General features: G+C 71.6%; 16 protein-coding genes. 9 read left to right on the top strand and 7 right to left on the bottom strand.

Translation table 11 applies throughout. The features are described from left to right. Positions 1–59 precede the first annotated feature (59 nt). Positions 60–731, bottom strand: coding sequence for a DUF6308 family protein (locus Q2K19_RS12515; protein ID WP_302770814.1), 672 nt, complete (start codon positions 729–731; stop codon positions 60–62). Positions 732–1073: 342 nt separating this feature from the next. Between Q2K19_RS12515 and Q2K19_RS12510 the strand changes: the two genes are divergently transcribed. The 3 genes from Q2K19_RS12510 (at position 1074) to Q2K19_RS12500 (ending at position 3952) form a co-directional block, all read left to right on the top strand. Continuing rightward, on the top strand, positions 1074–1703 hold the full coding sequence (locus tag Q2K19_RS12510; RefSeq protein WP_302770812.1) for a peptidase associated/transthyretin-like domain-containing protein: 630 nt from the start codon (positions 1074–1076) through the stop codon (positions 1701–1703). A gap of 667 nt (positions 1704–2370) precedes the next feature. Further along, the gene (locus Q2K19_RS12505) at positions 2371–2724 is read left to right on the top strand and encodes a hypothetical protein (RefSeq protein WP_302770810.1); all 354 of its coding nucleotides are present in this window, start codon (positions 2371–2373) and stop codon (positions 2722–2724) included. A gap of 115 nt (positions 2725–2839) precedes the next feature. Beyond that, entirely contained in the window at positions 2840–3952 is a 1113-nt protein-coding gene (locus tag Q2K19_RS12500) for a calcium:cation antiporter (RefSeq protein WP_302770808.1), read from the top strand. A 44-nt stretch (positions 3953–3996) separates the two neighbouring features. Here the strand turns inward: Q2K19_RS12500 and Q2K19_RS12495 are convergent, their stop codons facing one another. Continuing rightward, entirely contained in the window at positions 3997–4470 is a 474-nt protein-coding gene (locus Q2K19_RS12495) for a hypothetical protein (RefSeq protein ID WP_302770806.1), read from the bottom strand. Between the two features lie 223 nt (positions 4471–4693). Here Q2K19_RS12495 and Q2K19_RS12490 point away from each other — a divergent pair, with 223 nt between their 5' ends. From Q2K19_RS12490 to Q2K19_RS12480, 3 genes are all read left to right on the top strand, one after another. Beyond that, positions 4694–5374: a hypothetical protein gene (locus tag Q2K19_RS12490; protein ID WP_302770804.1), complete on the top strand. Its 681-nt coding sequence runs from the start codon at positions 4694–4696 to the stop codon at positions 5372–5374. Between the two features lie 5 nt (positions 5375–5379). Next, entirely contained in the window at positions 5380–7839 is a 2460-nt protein-coding gene (locus Q2K19_RS12485) for a zinc metalloprotease (protein WP_302770803.1), read from the top strand. An 88-nt stretch (positions 7840–7927) separates the two neighbouring features. After that, a complete protein-coding gene (locus tag Q2K19_RS12480; protein WP_302770801.1) occupies positions 7928–9217 on the top strand; it encodes an MFS transporter in 1290 nt (429 codons plus the stop codon). 82 nt (positions 9218–9299) lie between these two features. Here Q2K19_RS12480 and Q2K19_RS12475 read toward each other — a convergent pair whose 3' ends face one another. Next, positions 9300–11039 carry a bifunctional metallophosphatase/5'-nucleotidase gene (locus Q2K19_RS12475; protein WP_302770800.1) on the bottom strand — a complete coding sequence of 580 codons (1740 nt, stop codon included), beginning with the start codon at positions 11037–11039 and terminating at the stop codon, positions 9300–9302. 284 nt (positions 11040–11323) lie between these two features. On the opposite strand from Q2K19_RS12475, the gene Q2K19_RS12470 reads away from it, so the two are divergent. Continuing rightward, a complete protein-coding gene (locus tag Q2K19_RS12470; protein ID WP_302770797.1) occupies positions 11324–12127 on the top strand; it encodes an alpha/beta fold hydrolase in 804 nt (267 codons plus the stop codon). Positions 12128–12194: 67 nt separating this feature from the next. On the opposite strand, the gene Q2K19_RS12465 is transcribed toward Q2K19_RS12470, so the two are convergent. After that, positions 12195–12650, bottom strand: coding sequence for a lamin tail domain-containing protein (locus Q2K19_RS12465; protein WP_302770794.1), 456 nt, complete (start codon positions 12648–12650; stop codon positions 12195–12197). Between the two features lie 378 nt (positions 12651–13028). Here Q2K19_RS12465 and Q2K19_RS12460 point away from each other — a divergent pair, with 378 nt between their 5' ends. Next, positions 13029–13595, top strand: coding sequence for a hypothetical protein (locus Q2K19_RS12460; protein WP_302770792.1), 567 nt, complete (start codon positions 13029–13031; stop codon positions 13593–13595). 66 nt (positions 13596–13661) lie between these two features. Here the strand turns inward: Q2K19_RS12460 and Q2K19_RS12455 are convergent, their stop codons facing one another. Then, the gene (locus Q2K19_RS12455) at positions 13662–14441 is read right to left on the bottom strand and encodes a phosphodiesterase (protein WP_302770791.1); all 780 of its coding nucleotides are present in this window, start codon (positions 14439–14441) and stop codon (positions 13662–13664) included. 172 nt (positions 14442–14613) lie between these two features. Between Q2K19_RS12455 and Q2K19_RS12450 the strand changes: the two genes are divergently transcribed. After that, positions 14614–16074 (top strand): sensor domain-containing diguanylate cyclase, encoded by a 1461-nt coding sequence (locus Q2K19_RS12450; RefSeq protein WP_302770788.1) that lies wholly within the window; start codon positions 14614–14616, stop codon positions 16072–16074. A gap of 108 nt (positions 16075–16182) precedes the next feature. Here Q2K19_RS12450 and Q2K19_RS12445 read toward each other — a convergent pair whose 3' ends face one another. Continuing rightward, on the bottom strand, positions 16183–17247 hold the full coding sequence (locus Q2K19_RS12445; protein ID WP_302770785.1) for an aspartate-semialdehyde dehydrogenase: 1065 nt from the start codon (positions 17245–17247) through the stop codon (positions 16183–16185). Between the two features lie 5 nt (positions 17248–17252). Next, entirely contained in the window at positions 17253–18518 is a 1266-nt protein-coding gene (locus Q2K19_RS12440) for an aspartate kinase (RefSeq protein WP_302770782.1), read from the bottom strand. Positions 18519–18694 lie beyond the last annotated feature (176 nt).

The following is an 18694-nucleotide window of genomic DNA, read 5'->3' as shown; positions in this document are numbered from 1 at the left end:
CGAGTCGGCGGTTGCCGCCTACGCCCTCGTCTGATCGGTCCGGTTCGTGCAGCTGCCAATCAGAGCGCCAGGCAACGACGCTGCGGACACGTCGTTGGCTTGTCCCGCCAGTGTTCCTTGACGTGCCGCCTCCACAGGACGATATCGAGGACCCGCAGGATGCTCACCTTGTCGTCCACGCCCACGGTTGCGCGAACTTCGGAGAGGGCAGCCCGCAGCTCACCGTCGTTCTTGGCGAGCTGGTCGTGCAGCTTCAGCCACACATGCTTCGGCGCTCCGAACTGGCAGCTGACGATCGAGTCGTATACGGGGATGAGCTTCGGCCGCTTGCGAGCCAGTAGCTTGCCGGCGATTACCCAGCCGATACCGGTCTTCTCGTTCCGATTGTTCAGCAGCTGCCATGCCTGATCGGCGTGCCCACCGTCGACGATCAGCTTGGCGGCGCTGCGGGTACCCAGCTCGGCATCAGTGGGGATCTCTCGCAAGCGTGCGCTGATGTCCCTGCCAAGCTGACCGTCAAGTAGCTCCTTGCCGACGGCGAACGGAACCTGAACGTTGAGCGTCTCCACCGCATAGAGATCGTCCACGGCGATCCTGTCGCGTGTCTCGGCGCGGTCGCCGCCGCCTGTGAAGGTCTCGAACCACTGCCCGGTGTACGCCCCCGGCGTGAAGTAGGCCCCGAGATGGCCCACGCCTTCACGACGAACAATGTCGATCAACTTCTCAGGCATCGGCAGATCCTACCGGGCACCGGTGGATACCAGCATCTGTCGCGATCCGCGCGCTCGGCGCGATCATGTAAAGCGTCATTTCGAGGCAACCGAAGGTCTCACTCAGGTCAGGGACGCCGATCCGCCCGATCTGGGTTGATCTACAGACCGCCGGGGGGGGTTCAGGGTCCAAGTCCCCTGGGCTCCGCAACTCGACTCGCGCCACATCGAAAGACGTTGACGGAGATCATCTTGCTGGCTAGGTTGATCCCGCCGTGACGTTCTGATCATGCGGGGGCTTCAATGTTTGTCAGACCAACGTCGGGTGCGCGCACCCGTTCTGCTCGCCGCGGCCTTGTTGCGATGGTTGCCTCGCTGGTGCTGCTAGCCGTCGGTTCGACGCTGGTGGCGTCGCCAGCGCTGGCGGCCGGCGGGCGGGCCGGGGCGAAGGCGCCCCTCCAACCGGCGATCAGCTTCCCGAGCGGGGACAGCGTCGCCGAAGGTGGCCAGGTTGCCATCAGGTTCGACGCGAACGGTGACACCACGGTGGCCAGGTTCCGGTACAGCGTCGACGACACCAACCTCGACAGCGAGGTCCCGGCCGCGCCGGACGGCACGGCCAACGTGACGATCGACGTCGGCAACCTGATGGGTGAGCGTCCGGTGTACGCGGTGGCGGTCGACCGCCACGGCCGGCTCAGCCCCATGACGCAGGGAACCTTCACGGTATCCGCCGTCTGGAACCTCAAGGGCCAAGCGCTCGACATGACCACCTGGCTGCCGGTGGAGGGGGCGACGATCCGGCTGGAGCCGGCTGGAGTCGAGGTTGTCACCGGCCCCGACGGTGCCTTCCAGTTCGCCGTCGACCCGGGCCTCTACACCCTCACCGGCACCTATGCTGGCCCGCCCAGCCTCTCGGGGAGTCAGCAACTGGAGCTTGGCAACCAGCAGACTGTGGTGAACCTGTATCTGTTCCCGGACTCCGGGAGCTGATGCTCACGACCCGCCACGAGGACATGGGCTCGATGGCCCCGGCGCTCACGGCCGGGGCCATTCTCTTGCCGTCTGGTCAATGCCGCCTGGTGGTCCAGCTCCGCTTTTACCCGCTGCATGGCCCCCCTGGCGACTCAGGTGTCAGGAGGCCGTCCGTCGGAGACGGGACCAGCCTTCCCGCCCTGCTCATGGCCCAGTCGGTTGAGGCTGAACGCCGTGTCGCAGACCGCGAAAGCGTGAGAAGCCCTCCTCGCCCGCCTCCACATGCTCCACCCACCGACCAGCGACGACGGCTTCCCACTCCCGGAAAGCAGCAGGGAGGCAGCGAACACGTCGCCTGCCGTCGACAAGTCCCGACAGCGGGCGGGGTCGTAGCCGAGCTGAGAGGTGCGGGATGACAACCGATGACAGCGGACGATGGGCCGCCACGTTCGGGACGAAGAGGTCGTCGGTTCGAATCCGGCCACCCCGACCAGAGGTAACAGCAGGTCAAGGCCCCTCCACGGAGGGGCCTTGATTCGTTTCTGGCGATGCCGGGCTACGCGTTACCGCTTCCGATGGGCGGGTAGACGACGAGGACCCCGCCAGCGAGACGAAGCATGCCGTGGCCGGAACTCGGCATCAGGCGAGGGTGCGGCAGGAAACTCATCGAATCCAGGAGGAAAAGATGAGCACGCAGGCTGCAACCAGACAGCAGGCACCTGATCGGGCGATGGGGGTGCAGGAAGCGCCTCGTTATGCGCCGATGATGACGGGCGGAGAGCGCCCGATACCGGCGCCCGGTACCGAGACGAAGCCGTCGCTACGGTCCACTGAGTTCTGGGTCTACGTCGCGGCAGTGATCGCTGTGCTGGCCGCGTCCCAGTTGGTCGGCAAGAACTCAGTCGGCGTGGACATCTTCCGTGCCAACCAGGCGTGGTTCCTGATCACGCTGCTGACCCTCGGCTACCTGGGTAGCCGCGGTCTGGCCAAGGCCGGAAGCAACTACCGCGGCGCGGAAGAACGTAGGGCCCGTCACTGAGTAGACGGACGGGGGCGAGGGGTGGTCCGGGAGTCGCTTTCCCGGACCACCTCCATCTCTCCGTCGGCGGTCCCGGCGTGGGCGGGTGATCGATTTTCCTGGCAAGGTTGACGGCATGGCCGCGCTGATCCGATCCCGCCTGACCGATTGGACCACTCTCGTACCCCTGATCGCGGTCCTGGTGCTCGCGGCCTCCTGGGGCCGCCACCTGCCCCCCGTGTTGATCCTGGTGGTGGCCGCGCTGCTGGCCGGCGCGGTGCTGGCGGCCGTGCACCATGCCGAGGTGGTGGCCCACAAGGTGGGCGAGCCCTTCGGGTCGCTGGTCCTCGCCGTGGCGGTCACCGTGATCGAGGTCGGTCTGATCGTGACGCTCATGATCAGTGGTGGGGACAAGACACAGGCGCTGGCCCGGGACACGGTCTTCGCGGCCGTGATGATCACCTGCAACGGGATCCTCGGCCTGTCCCTGCTGCTCGGCGCGCTGCGCCGCCGGGTGGCGGTCTTCAACCCGGAGGGCACCGGCGGGGCGCTGGCCACCGTGGCCACGCTCGCCACGCTGAGCCTGGTGGTGCCGACCTTCACCACCAGCCGGCCCGGGCCGGAGTTCTCCCCGGCGCAGCTCGCCTTCGCGGCGGTGGCCTCCCTCGCCCTCTACGGGCTCTTCGTGATGGTGCAGACCGGCCGGCACCGCGACTACTTCCTCCCCGTGACGCAGGAGGGCAGCATCCTGGCCGAGGACGCGGACGGTGACGGGCACGCCGACCCGCCGTCGGCGCGTACCGCGCTGGCGAGCCTGCTGCTGCTGGTCGTGGCGCTGGTCGCGGTGGTCGGTGACGCGAAGACCATCTCCCCGACGATCGAGGCCAGCGTCTCGGCGGCGAACCTGCCGCAGGCCTTCGTCGGGGTGGTCATCGCCCTGCTGGTGCTGCTGCCGGAGACCCTGGCCGCATCCCGGGCCGCCCGGCGGGACCGGGTGCAGATCAGCCTCAACCTGGCCCTCGGCTCGGCCATGGCGAGCATCGGCCTGACCATCCCGGCCATCGCCCTGGCCTCGATCTGGCTGGACGGCCCGCTGCTGCTGGGTCTCGGCGGTACGCAGATGACGCTGCTCGCGCTCACCGCCGTGACCGGCGTGCTGACCGTGGTGCCGGGACGGGCGACCGTGCTGCAGGGCGGGGTGCACCTGGTGCTGCTCGCCGCGTTCGTGTTCCTCGCCGCGAGCCCGTAGGCCGGCGTCCCCGACCCGCGGCGCGGTCGCCGGCCGGGTGGCCGTCAGTCGTGCAGCTCGGTGCGGGCGACCTCGGCGAAGGCCGCGGTCAGGTAGTCCGCCAGGGGCCGCCCGGTGACCGCCAGCAGGTCGGCCACGAGCAACGGGGCGTGCCGGGCGATCGCCGGTGGGCCGGGCGGGGCGTCGTCGTCACCGGGGTCGTAGACGCCGAGGGTGCTGGCCAGCAGCACCAGCAGCACGTGCGGATCGACCTCGGGGCACCACTGCGCGCTCGACCGGACGCACCGCTCCAGCACCTGGCGGACGTCGTCGCCGTCCAGCCCGTCCGGGTGGGTCTCCTCCAGCAGCAGCCGGACTGCCCCGCCGAGCACCAGCCCGGCCCGGTCGGCGGCGGTGAGCCGCTCCACCGCCGGCCCGTACGTCTCGATGTTCCGGTCACCGGCGGCGGTCACGGCCGCCGTGGCCGCCTCGGCGATCTCCCGGGCGGATGCGGGGAGGTGGCGCCAGGTCGTGGTCACCGCGCCAGCATGGCAGACGGTACCGACACAACCCATCGGCCGTATCCCGAGGGCCGGCCATCCGTGGTCGGACCGGCCGAGATGTTTCGGCTCGAAGATCCAGGGCAGAGGTTTCCGCACTGTTGATCGAGCGGGCCAGGGTGCCCGAGATGCCGGAGGCCGCCGGGTCGTACGTCATGACGAACCCATGGCACGCCGCCCGCGTACGGGAAATGGAGCTGACGTGAGCGCACCAGAACTGACTCCCCTGACTTTGGACGAGTTGGCCGCGGAGGCGGCGACCGCGCTGCCCACGAAGGAGGTGATCTCTCTCCTTGACCTCAACGTGGACCTCGACCTCGGACTGGATCTCGCGGCGCCGATCGACCTCGCGGTGGCCGCCAACGCCAATGTCGCCGCCCCGATCGACGCCGCGGTCGGGGCGAACATCCTCTCCACCGGCTCGACCGCGGCCGCCCTGTCCGACCAGGGCGTCCTCATCGACCAAGCCATCTCCGGCCACGCGATCGCCACCGCTCCGCAGGACAGCGCGATCGACCAGTCCAACGACATGATCGACGGCGGCACGACCGACCCGGGCACCACCGATCCCGGGACCACCGGCGGCGGCACGACCGACGGGGACGTCAGTGTCCCGACCGACCCGGCGTCGATGCTCGACGGCGACCTGCTCAACGTCGACGTCAAGGTGGCCCTCGACACGGACCTCGCCGCCCCGGTCGCGGGCGCGGTCGCCGCCAACGCCAACGTCGCGGCGCCGATCGACGCCGCCGTCTCCGCGAACGTCGCCTCGGTGGACTCCAGCGCCACCGCCATCTCGCAGCAGGACGCGATCATCACCCAGCATCTCGACGACGTCACGGCCGAGGCCACGGCCGACCAGCAGGCCGAGATCACCCAGTAGCGCCGATGAGTGTGATCTCGCCACTCGATCCGCGTACCTCGCCGGGGCGGGGCGCCGCGCGCACGGTGCCCCGCCCTGCGGGGCCCGAACCGGACCCGGGCACCGCCGAACACACCGGATCCGATCCGCGGGAGGTGCCCGTCCACGCGCCGGGACTGGAACTGCTGGGCGAGCTGCCGGGCTCCGGGTACCGCCAGCCACCCGGGCTGGTACGGCGTGCCGACGGCCAGACCTGCCAGCTCACCCGGCTGCTGTACCTCATCCTCGAGGCGATGGACGGCCGGCGCGGCTACCCGGAGATCGCGGCGCTGGTCACCGGGAGGATCGACCGTCTGGTCACCGCGGACAACGTCCGGATGTTGACCGTGCAGAAGCTGCGCCCGCTCGGACTCGTCGGGCGACCTGACGGATCCGCGCCGGCGGCGCGAAAGGCCAATCCACTGCTGGCGCTGCGGTTCCGGCTCGTCGTCTCCAACCCCACGATGACCCGGCGAGTCACCAGGCCGTTCGCCGTCCTGTTCCGCCCGCTGGTCGTCGCCGTCGTCCTGGCCGCCTTCCTGCTGTCCACCGGATGGGTGCTGTTCGAGAAGGGGCTGGCCTCCGCCACCCACCAGGCGTTCGACAAGCCGGGTCTGCTGCTGCTGGTTTTCGCGATCACCATCGTCTCGGCCGGCTTCCACGAGTTCGGGCACGCCGCGGCCTGCCGGTACGGCGGCGCCACCCCCGGCGCCATGGGCGTGGGGCTGTACCTGGTCTGGCCCGCCTTCTACACCAACGTCGACGACAGTTACCGCCTGGGACGGGCCGGCCGGATCCGGGTCGACCTCGGCGGCCTGTACTTCAACGCGATCGTCGCGGTGGCCATCTTCGCCACCTGGGCGGTCATCCGGTGGGACGCGTTGCTGCTCATCATCGTGGCCCAGGTGCTGCAGATGCTCCGGCAGCTGGCACCGTTCGTCCGCTTCGACGGCTACCACATCCTGGCGGACCTGACCGGCGTGCCGGACCTCTACTCCCGCATCCGGCCGACGCTGCTCGGCCTGCTCCCGACCCGGTGGAATCGCCCGGAAGCCAAGGTGCTGAAGCCGTGGGCCCGGCTGGTGGTGACCCTGTGGGTCCTGGTCGTGGTGCCGCTGCTGCTGCTGACGCTGGTGCTGATGGTGACGGCCCTGCCCCGGGTGGTCGCGACCGCCTGGCAGGGCCTGCAACGGCAGTCCGTGCTGCTGGTCGCGAACTGGGCGGACGGGGACGTCCCGAGCATCGGCCTCCGGCTGCTGTCCGTGCTCGCCATCTGCCTGCCCCTGCTCGGCACGGCGTACCTCCTGATCCGGCTGGTTCGGCGGACCGTGCGGTCGGTCTGGCGGGCCACGGCGAGCCGCCCGCTGCGCCGAGCCGGCGCGCTGGTGGCCGGCGGCGCGGTGGCGGCGGCGCTGGTGTGGGCCTGGTGGCCGGCCCCGGAGAAGTACCAGCCGGTGCAGGAGAACGAGCGCGGCACCGTCGCCGACGCACTGCCCGCCGGGCATCGGCATTCCGCAGTGCCGGCGGTCGACCGGACCCTCCAGGTCGGGGACCGGGGCACCGTGACCACTGCCTGGCCCCGCACCGATCCGCCGCCCGCGGGAGGTGAGCAGCGGCTGGCGCTCGTCCTGGTGCCCCGGCACCCCGCCACCCCCGCGGTCGGCGGCCCCACGCAACCGGCCTGGGTCTTCCCGTTCCACGCGCCGGAGGCACCGGGTCCGGGGGACAACCAGGCCCTGGCCGTCAACACCCGGGACGGCTCCACCGTCTATGACGTGGCCTTCGCGCTCGTGTGGGTCACCGAGGGGGACGTGGACAACCGCAACGAGGCGTACGCCCTGGCGAGGTGCCGGGACTGCCGCACCGTCGCGGTCTCGTTCCAGGTGGTGCTCGTCGTCGGTCCCGCCGACATCGTCGTGCCGGAGAACGTGTCGGTGGCCGTCAACTACTCCTGCCGGGAGTGCCTGACGTACGCGCTGGCCTCGCAACTCGTGGTGACCGTGCCCGAGGGGCTGAGCGACGGCACGAAGGACCGCCTCACCGCGCTGTGGCAGGAGATCGAGGAGTTCGGCCAGCACCTCCAGGGGCTCAGCCCGCAGCAGATCCAGGCCCGCCTGGAGGGTTACCGGGCGCGGATCGCGGCCGTCATCGAGCAGGACCCGGCCGTGGCGGCGAACGCCGGAAGCACGCCCACCGGGACCGCCGCGACCCCGATGCCGACCGAGGGCACGACACTCAGCCCCAGCGACGCAACGTCCATGGCACCGTCGGCGCCCGCCGGTCCCACCACACCGGCCCCGGAGACCCCGGTGCCGTCGCCCGCCGGCTCCGGCTCGACCTCGCCGGCGGCTTCCCCATCGGACACCAGCCCGTCGGCCGCCACGCCTGAGGGGTCACCCTCGGCCGCCACCGTCGACGGGTCGGTGAGCCCGACGCCGACGGGTTGAGACCCACCTCACCCCGCCCTCTGCGGGGTGAGGTGGGCCACCCGAAAACCGCTCGCCGCCTGTCGTACCCCCGCAACAGAATCCAGGCATGCTGCGCCGCGCCCTACCCACCCGCCCTGAAGCCCGTCGGATCCTGCTGGGCACCCTGCTGTCGGCCGTCGGGCGCGGCCTGACCCTGCCCTTCCTTTTCATCTACCTCACCGACGTGCGCGGGCTGAGTGACAACCAGGCCGGCCTGGTGATCGGCTGGTTCGGCGCCGTGACGCTCGCCCTCTCCCCGCTCGGCGGGACGCTGATCGACCGGTTCGGTGCCCGCCGGGTGGTGCTGCCCTGCCTGGCGGTCGAGGCGGTCGGCACCGGCTCGCTGGCGCTGGTCGACTCGGTCGGCACGGCGTTCGCGGTCAGCACCCTGATCGCGGTGGGCGGCTCGGCGCTCTGGTCCGGGCAGACCACGATCCTCGCCTCGCTCACCGGCGACGGCGAGCGGCAGCGGGTGTTCGGTCTCCAGTTCGCCCTGCTCAACCTCGGCATCGGCATCGGCGGCGTGATCTCCGGCGCGGTGGTCGACATCGCCCGCCCGGTCACCTTCCAGGCGATCTACCTGCTGGACGCGCTGAGCTACCTGATGCCCGGCCTGATCCTGCTGACCCTGCCGCACGTCGGGCACCGGCTGGCACAGGCCCCGGCGGCCGAGGCCGGTCGTCCGGCCGGGGGCTACCTCACCGTGCTGCGGGACCGGCCGTTCCGGCGCCTGGTGCTCTTCGGCCTGGTGCTCACCACCTGCGGCTACGCGCAGATCGAGGTGGGCTTCGCGGCGTATTCGGTGCGAGTGGTCGAGGTGACGCCGCGGGTGGTGGCCTGGGCGCTCGCCTGCAACACCGTCATGATCGTGCTCGCCCAGCTGCTGGTGATCCGCCGGATGGAGGGGCGCAGCCGGACGAGGGCGCTGGCCGCCGTGGGCGCGGTCTTCGCGACCGCCTGGCTGGTCCTCGGCGCGGCCGGCCTGGTCGGCACGGGCAACGCGCTGCTCGCCGCGCTCGGCGTGGTGGCCTGCTCGGCGATCTTCGGGTTCGGCGAGACGATGCTCTCGCCGGTGATGCCGGCCCTGACCAACGCCCTCGCCACCGACGAGCTGCGCGGCCGCTACAACGCGATGAGCTCGATGATCTTCGGGATCAGCGGGATCATCGGCCCGGTCACCGCCGGCCCGTTGATGGGGGCGGCGCACGGGCGGATCTGGGTGGCGTTCGTGGTGGGCGGCTCCCTGATCGCCTCGGTCATGGCCCTGACCCTGGGCCGGCTGCTCACCCCCGCCCAGGACGGCCGGCCCGACCGGGTACCGCGTCCCGTCCGGGAGCCGGCGGCCGCGCAGGCGTGAGGGCGTCCCGGGGACGGGCCCCGGAACAGCGGACGGGCCCCGGAGCTTCAGCTCCGGGGCCCGTCGTCGTACGGGTTCGCCGTCAGGCGGCGGGGACCTCCGCGGTGGTCTGGATCCGGTCCAGCGCCGGCGGGGAAACCGGCGACTTCTCGGTCAGGTACGCGGTGAAGGCGTCCAGGTCGATCATGCCGGTGACCGCGTTCGTGCCACCGGGGAGGACGCTGAAGCCGTCGCCACCACCGGAGAGGAAGTTGTTCACCGTGACCCGGTAGGTCGCGGTGTCGGTGACCGGGGTGCCGTTGATGGTGAGGCTGCCCCGGACCACCCGGGTGCCGCTGCACGGCGAGCCGGCGGGCGCGGTGGTGCCGTTGGTGTCGACGACGTAGTGCACGGTCGAGGACGCGTACAGCACGCGGGCCACGGTGAACTGCTGCTCCAGCATGCAGTACAGCTGAGCACCGGTCAGGTCCAGGGTCACCAGGTTGTTGGCGAACGGCTGGACGGTGAACGCCTCGGCGTAGGTGACCGGGCCGGCGTCGATGTCGGCGCGCACCCCACCGGGGTTCATGAAGGCGGCAACCGCGTTCTGCTCGTTGTCGGTCGCGGCGAGCTGGGCGTCGGCGATCAGGTTGCCGAGCGGCGATTCACCGGTCTGGTACGTCGGCTTGCCGTTGGCGTCGACCCCGGTCTGGTACAGGTTCTCCTGGGTCTTGGTGATCGCGGCGGTGGTCTCGCCGACCACCTTGTCGGCGACCGGGCCGAGCGCGGTCTTGTAGTGGTTGATCAGCTCGGTGCTGGCCGGGTCCTTCGGGACGTTCCGGGTGACCACGACGTTGTTCGCCTTGGCGCTGATCACGTCGCCGCTGCGCCGGTCGACCTTCAGGTCGATGTCGGTGACCAGGCGACCGAACGAGCTGGCGGAGGTCACCAGCTTGCCGTTGATGTTGCAGTTGTACGCGGCGTGGGTGTGCCCGCTGACGATCACGTCGATCGCCGGGTCCATCCGGTTGGCGATGTCGACGATCGGGCCGCTGAACCCGGTGCAGTCGTTGATGCCGCCGCCGTTCTGCACGCCGCCCTCGTGCAGCAGCACGACGATGGACTGCACGCCCTGGGCCTGCAGGATGCGGGCGTACTTGTTGGCGGTGTCCGCCTCGTCGGCGAAGGACAGGCCGGCGACGCCCTGCTGGCTGACGATCTGCGGGGTGCCCTCGAGGGTCATCCCGATGAAGCCGACCTTGACGCCGTCGATCTTCTTGATGCCGTACGGCGGCAGCAGCGGCTGGCCGGTGGCGGTCTTGAAGGCGTTCGCCGACAGGTACTGGAACTTGGCGCCCGCGAACGGGGTGCCGTCGGCGCAGCCGTCCACCGGGTGGCAGCCGCCGTTCTGCATCCGGAGCAGCTCGGTAGCGCCCTCGTCGAACTCGTGGTTGCCCACGCTGGTGAACTCGAGCCCGGCGAGGTTCATCTCCTCGATGGTCGGCTCGTCGTGGAAGGCCGCGGAGAGCAGCGGGGAGGCGCCGATCAGGTCACCGGCGGCGACCGTGACGGTCCGCTCCCGCTCTTCCTCGGTGGTGCCGCGCAGCTTGTTGAGCTGGGTGGCCAGGTATTCCGCGCCGCCGGCGGCCTGCCCGGCGATGGTGCCGCTCGAGCCGGTCGGCGGCTCGAGGTTGCCGTGGAAGTCGTTGATCGCGAGCAGCTTGACGTCGACCGGCTTGGGGTCGGCCTCGGCCTGGTTGGGGTTGACGGCGACCGCGGTGAACGCGGTCGCGGCGAGCGCGGCCAGGCCGACGGCGGCCCGACGCATCCCGGGGACGGACATGGAACTCCTCATGAGGTTCGGCGCGTGGCTGTCCGGGCGATGGTTCGTCCGGCGACCCTGATCCGTGCCGTGACAGGGGTCGATCGCGGAAGGCGGCAGTCGGGGGACACCACCCGCCGGAGAAAGCTTGCCATCCGACACGTGATTGGTCGACCGGGCCAGTACAACAGAACAGCGGATATGGCCGGCGACTTGCACCGGTCTGCCCGACGAGTCCGACATGACTGGCAGGTGAATTCCTTCACGGCCACCGTAAGCCGGCCGTCTGCACTAGGAAAGTAGCCATGACGTCGAACGGCACCACCTGGACGGTGGACACGGTGCGGTCCGCCGACGGCACCACGATCGCCTACGAGACGGCCGGCGAGGGGCCGCCGATCGTCCTGGTCGGCGGGGCCTTCAACGACCGCGGCACCACCCGTCCGCTCGGCGCCGCGCTGGCCTCCGACTTCACCGTGTACGGCTACGACCGGCGTGGCCGCGGCGACAGCGGGGACACCGGGCCGTACGCGGTGCAGCGGGAGATCGAGGACCTGGCGGCCCTGCTGAGCCGGGCGGGCGGCACCGCTTTTCTCTACGGCCTCTCCTCCGGGGCGATCCTCGCCGCCTACGCGGCGGCCGAGGGTCTGCCGGTGACCGGGCTGGCGCTCTTCGAGCCACCGTTCCAGGCCGGCGCGCACGGCGGCCGCAAGCCCGGGCTGGCCGAGCGGCTGACCGAGCTGGTGGCGGGCGGCCGGCGCGGCGACGCGGTGGAGCTGTTCCTGACCGACGCGGTCGGGGTGCCGCCCGCGGCGGTCGCCGGGATGCGCGGCGCGCCGGAGTGGCCCTGGATGGAGGGGCTGGCGCATACGCTGGCCTACGACACCACGGTCACCGGCTACGGTGGACTGCCCGCCGACCGGCTCGGCAGGATCACCGTCCCGACCGTCGTGGTGGCGAGCACGGGCAGCCCGGACTGGCTGCGCGACGCCGCCACGGCGACCGCCGGGGCGATTCCCGGCGCCACCGACCTCAGCCTGGCGGGTGGCTTCCACGAGGTCCCGCCGGACGTGCTCGCCGCCGCGCTGCGCGACGCCCTGCTCGGCTGAGGACGCCGCACACCCGCGCGACGCCGGCTCCCTGGGACCGGGGAGCCGGCGTCGCGGGTCTAGTGGGTCAGCAGTAGGTGTAGCCGCCGCTGCTGCCCCAGAAGCAGGTGTCGATCGAGGTGCCGGCGGAGTTGCGCAGGTACGCCGCGTCGCCGGTGTTGTTCCAGATGTACGCGCCGGAGCCCCAGTACCGGTGGGTCGCGCTGTTGGTGCCCTTGCCGGTGTGGATGAAGACGCTGGCGCCGGCGGCCAGGCGGAAGTCCCCGCTGAACTTGTAGACGTGGTTCGACTTGTCGCGCAGCGTCCAGTACTTCAGGTTGATGGTGGTGCTGCGCTTGTTGGTCAGCCGCACGTACTCGGCGTTCAGGCTGCTGTTGGAGCGGGTGTCGGTGCCCGGCGAGTTGTAGTAGACCTTGGTGATCTGGACGGCCGGGGTGGCGGCCTGCGCCGGCCCGGAGACGGCCAGCGCGCCGCCGACCGCGACCGCGAGCGCCGCCACGAAACCGATCAACCTCTGCTTCACGTGTTCCCCCACTGGTTGCTGGCCGGCGGACGGGCGCCGGCGCTGACTGCCATGTCCTCGCCCGGGGCGACGACATGATCATTTCAACGGCAAATGTTTACCCGTGACAACCTCTGCGCCGGCAAATACATCCCTTGGGCGGCCAGCCTCACCCGAATGTCGGCCCCGGGACGACAATCCGGCGACGAACGTCCGCTGTCCGATTTCGACGGTCCGGCCGAGAGTGTGATGATCCGTGCCGCGCGGTCGGCCGGCAGGCACGAAGGAGCGCCGAGTCTGTCCGAAAGGGATGGAAAGTGAGAAAGTTTATACGGTTCGTCGATTCTCTTCCGGGTACCGGATGTGACGCAAAGGGCAACCCAGTGGAAGGAAGAGTTCATGCACGCAGCACGTCTCCGCACCACCTTCGTCGCCCTGGCCGCGACCACCGGCCTGGCTCTCGGCGGCACCGGGGTGGCGCAGGCCGCACCGGTCACCCAGCAGGCGCCGGCCGTCGCCCCGGCGGCGTCGACCCTCACCACGCCGGTCACCGGTAGTTTCACGGACGCGCTCGGCGGCACCGGCAGCTTCGCCGGCACCTTCACCCCGACCCGGTTCGTCAACCAGAACGGCCAGCTCGCCGCAGTCGGCACGCTGACCGGCACCCTGACGAACTCGGCCGGCAGCTCGCTCGGCGCGGTGAGCCAGCAGGCCACCGTGCCCGTCCAGGTCAGCGGCACCTGCGACATCCTCAACCTGGACCTCGGCCCGCTGGACCTCAACCTGCTCGGCCTCCAGGTCCACCTGAACGAGGTGGTGCTCGACATCACCGCGCAGCAGGGTCCCGGGAACCTGCTCGGCAACCTGCTCTGCGCGGTTGCCGGTCTGCTCGACAACACGGGCGGCGCGGGTGGCGGCCTGAACGGGCTGGTCACCCTGCTCAACCGGATCCTCGCCCTGCTCTGATCCAGCCGGGGCTGAGGGCGGAGGCCGTCGGAAGTCGATTCCGGCGGCCTCCGCGCGTACCGAGGGTCAGAACCAGGCGGTCCGCCCGGCGGCGTGGCTCACCTGGACGGTGTGCGTGACGCAGCTGCCGCCGGCCACCCGGTGCAGCAGAAAGGCCGTCGGCTCGGCGACCATCCCGACGTCCGGATCGTCGGTCATGGTCAGGCTCACCTGCATCCAGGTGCTCGGCGCGGTGGTCAGCACCGTGCCGGCGAAGCCGCTGGTCACCGGCCGGTGCAGGTGACCGGCGGCGACGCGTACGACATGGGGGTGCCGCTCGATCACCGCGGCGAAGGCGACGGCGTCGGTGAGCCGGATGGCGTCCATGACCGGGACGCCGACCGCGACCGGCGGATGGTGCAGGCACACGACGGCGGGCGCCTCCGGGCGGCCGGCGAGCACCCCGTCGAGCCAGCCGAGCTGCTCCTCGCCGAGCCGCCCGGCGGCGTCCCCGGGGGCGAGCGAGTCGAGCACCACGAGCGTCGCGTCCGGGTGGTCCACGTGATAGTGGGCCGAGAAGCCGCCGGCCAGGTAGGGGGTGCCGCCGAAGATGTCGAGCAGCGACTCCCGGTCGTCGTGGTTGCCGGCGGCGAGGTGCACCGGCAACGGGAAGCGCCCGATGACATCGCGCAGCGCGACGTACTCGTCGGGGCGGCCGTTGTCGACCAGGTCGCCGGTGATCACCACGCAGTCGGGCCGGGGGCGCAGGGCCAGCACCCGGCCGAGGGCCCGGTGCAGCCCGGTGGCCCGCTCGGCACCGAGCGGGCCGGTGGTCACGTGCGGGTCGCTCAGCTGGGCGATGAGCATCGACGCCTCCTCGGGACCGGGACCCTCACGCTATCGCCGACCACCCGGCCGCGCGTTCCACCGCACCCACAGGCCACGTCCACAGCCTGTGGATAGCACATGTGTACGAAGGTCGGCGGAGCGTCCGCTGAGTACCCTTGATCGCGCTACGACCCCTCCGACCAGGAACGACGTGGATCACGAGCGAGTCATCCGGGACGTCACGGTCCGCCTTCCGATGGCGTCGACCGCTCTGGAGGCGTGCCAGTGGACGGTCGCCGCGCTCGCCCGACACACCCCGGCGACCATCTCGATCCTGCTCCAGGTCCCCGAGGGGCTCCGCTGCGTCGCGGCCACCGGCGCCTGGCAGGTCTTCTCCACCGTGCCGACGCGGACCGGGAGCTCGGCGCGGCCGACGCCGGGCCGCGACCCGGAGCGGTCGATCGTCGGCCGGGTGTACGCCTCCGGCGAGCCGGCCACCGTCGCCGACGTCACCGCCGACCCCGACTACCTCCCGGTACGCCCCGACGTCACCGCCGAGCTCTGCGTGCCGGTGCGGGACCCGGCCGGGCGGCCGATCGGCGTGCTCGACCTCCAGTGGACCGGCCCGGTCGAGCTGGACCGGTGGCGGGGGACCGCCGAGCGGTTGGCCGGCCGGCTGGGCGCCCGGATCACCGCGCTCGGCGGCCCGCCGGCCGAGAGCCGCGGCGAGAAGCTGCTCCGGCACGCCGCCGCGATGACCGCCGCCCCCACCGACTGGGACCTGATGGCCGCCGCGATCACCGCCGCTCGGGACGTCTCCGGGCTCTCCGCGGCCGTGCTGCTGCTCGCCGGCCGGTCGGGGCCCCGGCTCGGCGCCCCGACCGGCACCCCGGGCGAGCTGGAGTCGCGGCTCCGGGCCGAGCTGACCGAGGCCGGTCCCGCCGCGCTGGGCCGGATGATCGCGCGGGCCCACCGGCACGGCTCGGCGTACACGCTGGGCGAGGCGGGGCACCCGCCGACCGAGGACTACCTGCCGCTGGCCCGGGCCGGGGCGCGCACCCTGGTGGCGGTGCCGGTCGGGCCGCCGGAGGGCGGCGGCACGCTGCTGGTCGCCGACGAGCGGCTGCTGCGGCCCGACCCCACCACGGTCAACCTGATGGAGCTGCTGGCCGGGCAGGCGTGGACCTGCCTCGACCGGCTGCGCACGCTCGCCCGCCTGCGCGAGCAGGCCAGCTCCGACCCGCTCACCGGGCTGCGCCACACCGGGCCGTTCGGGCAGCGGATCGCCAAGGCCACGCCGGGGCGTACCGCCCTGCTGGCGATCGACGTGGACGGCTTCAAGAACGTCAACGACACGTACGGCCACCAAGCCGGGGACCAGCTCCTGGTGGGGCTGGCCCGGGCGCTGGAGGGGGCGCTGCGGCAGGGCGACGAGCTGTACCGCACCGGTGGCGACGAGTTCGTCGCGGTGATCGAGGTGAGCCGCCCCGAGGAGGCGGTGCGGATCGCCGAGCGGCTGACCGAGGCGGCCCGGCGGACCGGCCGGACCATCAGCGTCGGCGTCGCCCTGCCCCACCTCGGCGAGCCCCCCGAACGCACCCTCCACCGCGCCGACCGCGCCCTCTACGCGGTCAAACAACACGGCCGCGACGGCGTCCACCTCGCCGCCTAGCCCCACCCACCCTCGCCGATCTTGCACGTTCGGCCCGCGTTTCGCGGCTTGCACCCGATCTACCCGGGCACAAACTGCAAGATCGACGGGGTGAGGGAGGGGTGGGAGTCAGGGGCGGGTCAGGTCGGTGGCGAGGAGTTCGGCGATCTGGGCCGTGTTGAGGGCGGCGCCCTTGCGGAGGTTGTCGCCGGTGACGAAGAGGTCGAGGGCGCGCGGGTCGTCCACCGCGCGGCGGATCCGGCCGACCCAGGAGGGGTCGGTGCCGACCGCGTCGATCGGCATCGGGAACTCGCCCGCCGCCGGGTCGTCGACCAGGATCACGCCGGGCGCGTTGCGCAGCACCTCGCGGGCGCCCTCGGCGTCCACCTCGGCGGAGAAGACCGCGTGCACCGCCACCGAGTGGCCGGTCACCACCGGCACCCGTACGCAGGTGGCGGAGACCTTGAGATCGGGCAGCCCGAGGATCTTGCGCGACTCGTTGCGCATCTTCAGCTCCTCGGACGACCAGCCGCCGTCGCCGAGCGAGCCGGCCCACGGCACCACGTTGAGCGCCAGCGGGGCCGGGAACGGGCCCAGCTCGTCGCCGACCGCCTGCCGGACGTCGCCCGGCCGGGAGCCCAGCACCCGGTCACCGGCGACCTTGCCGAGCTGGGCGTGCAGCGCGTCCGCGCCCGCCTGCCCCGCCCCGGACGCCGCCTGGTACGACGCGAGCACCAGCTCGCGGAGACCGTACTCGCGGTGCAGCGGGGCGATCGCCACGATCATCGCCAGGGTGGTGCAGTTGGCGTTGGCGATGATCCCCTTGGGCCGGTTGCGGACCTGCTCCGGGTTGATCTCCGGGACGACCAGCGGCACGTCCCGGTCCATCCGGTACGCGCCGGAGTTGTCCACCACCACCGCGCCCCGGGCCACCGCGACCGGTGCCCACGCCACGGAGACCTCGTCCGGCACGTCGAACATGGCCACGTCGACCCCGTCGAACGCGTCGGCGGTGAGGGCCTGGACGGTCAACTCCTCGCCCCGGCACTGCACCTTTCGCCCGACCGAGCGCTCCGAGGCGAGCAGCCGGATCTCACCCCAGACGTTGCGCCGGGAGGAGAGGAGCTGGCACATCACCGTGCCGACGGCGCCGGTCGCCCCGACCACGGCGAGGGTGGGCAGCGACGACGACATCCCCGCTACCGCCCGGTGCCCGCGTAGACCACGGCCTCGGTGTCGCCGCCCAGGTCGAAGGCCTCGTGGATGGCCCGCACCGCCTCGTCGAGGTCGGTGTCCCGGCAGACCACCGAGACCCGGATCTCCGAGGTGGAGATCATCTCGATGTTGACCCCGGCCGCGCCGAGGGCGGCGAAGAAGCCGGCCGCGACACCCGGGTGCGAGCGCATGCCCGCGCCGATCAGGGAGACCTTGCCGACGTGGTCGTCGTAGAGGAGCCCCTTGAACTTGACCGCCTCCTGGATCTTGCTGAGCGCGGCCATGCCGGTCGCGCCGTCGGTCTTGGGCAGCGTGAACGAGATGTCGGTGCGCCCGGTGCCCTCGGTGGACACGTTCTGCACGATCATGTCGATGTTGATCTCGGCACCGGCGACGGTCTCGAAGATCTTCGCGGCGGCACCCGGCTCGTCGGGCACCCCGACGATCGTGATCTTCGCTTCGCTGCGGTCGTGGGCGACCCCGGTGATCAGTGCCTGTTCCACGGGAAGGTCCTCCATCGATCCGGTGACCATGGTGCCGGTGTTGGTCGAGTATGACGAACGGACGTGGATCGGCAACCCCGCGCGCCGGGCGTACTCGACGCTGCGCAGGTGCAGCACCTTGGCGCCGCAGGCGGCCAGCTCCAGCATCTCCTCGTAGGTGATCTGCTTGATGTGCCGGGCGTTCGGCACGATCCGCGGGTCGGCGGAAAAGATGCCGTCCACATCGGTGTAGATCTCGCAGACGTCCGCGTCGAGCGCGGCGGCGAGCGCCACGGCGGTGGTGTCCGACCCGCCCCGGCCCAGCGTGGTGACGTCCTTGGTGTCCTGCGACACGCCCTGGAAGCCGGCGACGATCACCACCGCGCCCTCGTCCAGCGCGCCCTTGAGCCGGCCCGGGGTGACGTCGATGATCCGCGCCTTGCCGTGCACCGAGGTGGTGATCACGCCGGCCTGCGAACCGGTGAACGAGCGGGCTTCGTACCCCAGGTTGTGGATGGCCATGGCGAGCAGCGCCATGGAGATCCGCTCCCCGGCGGTGAGCAGCATGTCCAGCTCCCGGCCGGGGGGCAGCGGGCTGACCTGGTTGGCCAGGTCGAGCAGCTCGTCGGTGGTGTCGCCCATCGCGGAGACCACCACGACCACGTCGTCGCCGGCCTTGCGGGCGGCCACGATGCGCTCGGCCACCCGCTTGATCCGCTCGGCGTTGGCGACGGAGGACCCGCCGTACTTCTGCACCACGAGTGCCACGACGGTGCACTCCCTCCCAGCGACGACCCTGAGCGTGCCGACGCCGCCGGGTTCCGGTCCGGCGGCGCGTGTCAGACCTCCCCAGGGTATCGGGCGGCGCGCACCGCCGGGTCGGGTGATCCCACCATCCGGCCCGGCGTGGGGCGGCTCACCAGGGCCGGAGGGGCCGGTTGCGG

It is taken from the genome of Micromonospora sp. NBRC 110009 (assembly GCF_030518795.1).
Classification (GTDB): domain Bacteria; phylum Actinomycetota; class Actinomycetes; order Mycobacteriales; family Micromonosporaceae; genus Micromonospora.
The sequence above is the reverse complement of the archived record's forward strand: the minus strand, read 5'-3'. Positions and strand labels throughout refer to the sequence as shown.

Excerpts from the sequence above, each read along its gene's own strand:
- Q2K19_RS12485 (WP_302770803.1), top strand. The coding sequence starts at position 5,380 with ATGAGTGTGATCTCGCCACTCGATCCGCGTACCTCGCCGGGGCGGGGC.
- Q2K19_RS12500 (WP_302770808.1), top strand. The coding sequence starts at position 2,840 with ATGGCCGCGCTGATCCGATCCCGCCTGACCGATTGGACCACTCTCGTA.
- Q2K19_RS12460 (WP_302770792.1), top strand. The coding sequence starts at position 13,029 with ATGCACGCAGCACGTCTCCGCACCACCTTCGTCGCCCTGGCCGCGACC.
- Q2K19_RS12480 (WP_302770801.1), top strand. The coding sequence starts at position 7,928 with ATGCTGCGCCGCGCCCTACCCACCCGCCCTGAAGCCCGTCGGATCCTG.
- Q2K19_RS12445 (WP_302770785.1), bottom strand. The coding sequence starts at position 17,247 with ATGTCGTCGTCGCTGCCCACCCTCGCCGTGGTCGGGGCGACCGGCGCC.
- Q2K19_RS12470 (WP_302770797.1), top strand. The coding sequence starts at position 11,324 with ATGACGTCGAACGGCACCACCTGGACGGTGGACACGGTGCGGTCCGCC.
- Q2K19_RS12475 (WP_302770800.1), bottom strand. The coding sequence starts at position 11,039 with ATGTCCGTCCCCGGGATGCGTCGGGCCGCCGTCGGCCTGGCCGCGCTC.
- Q2K19_RS12505 (WP_302770810.1), top strand. The coding sequence starts at position 2,371 with ATGAGCACGCAGGCTGCAACCAGACAGCAGGCACCTGATCGGGCGATG.
- Q2K19_RS12455 (WP_302770791.1), bottom strand. The coding sequence starts at position 14,441 with ATGCTCATCGCCCAGCTGAGCGACCCGCACGTGACCACCGGCCCGCTC.
- Q2K19_RS12515 (WP_302770814.1), bottom strand. The coding sequence starts at position 731 with ATGCCTGAGAAGTTGATCGACATTGTTCGTCGTGAAGGCGTGGGCCAT.
- Q2K19_RS12510 (WP_302770812.1), top strand. The coding sequence starts at position 1,074 with ATGGTTGCCTCGCTGGTGCTGCTAGCCGTCGGTTCGACGCTGGTGGCG.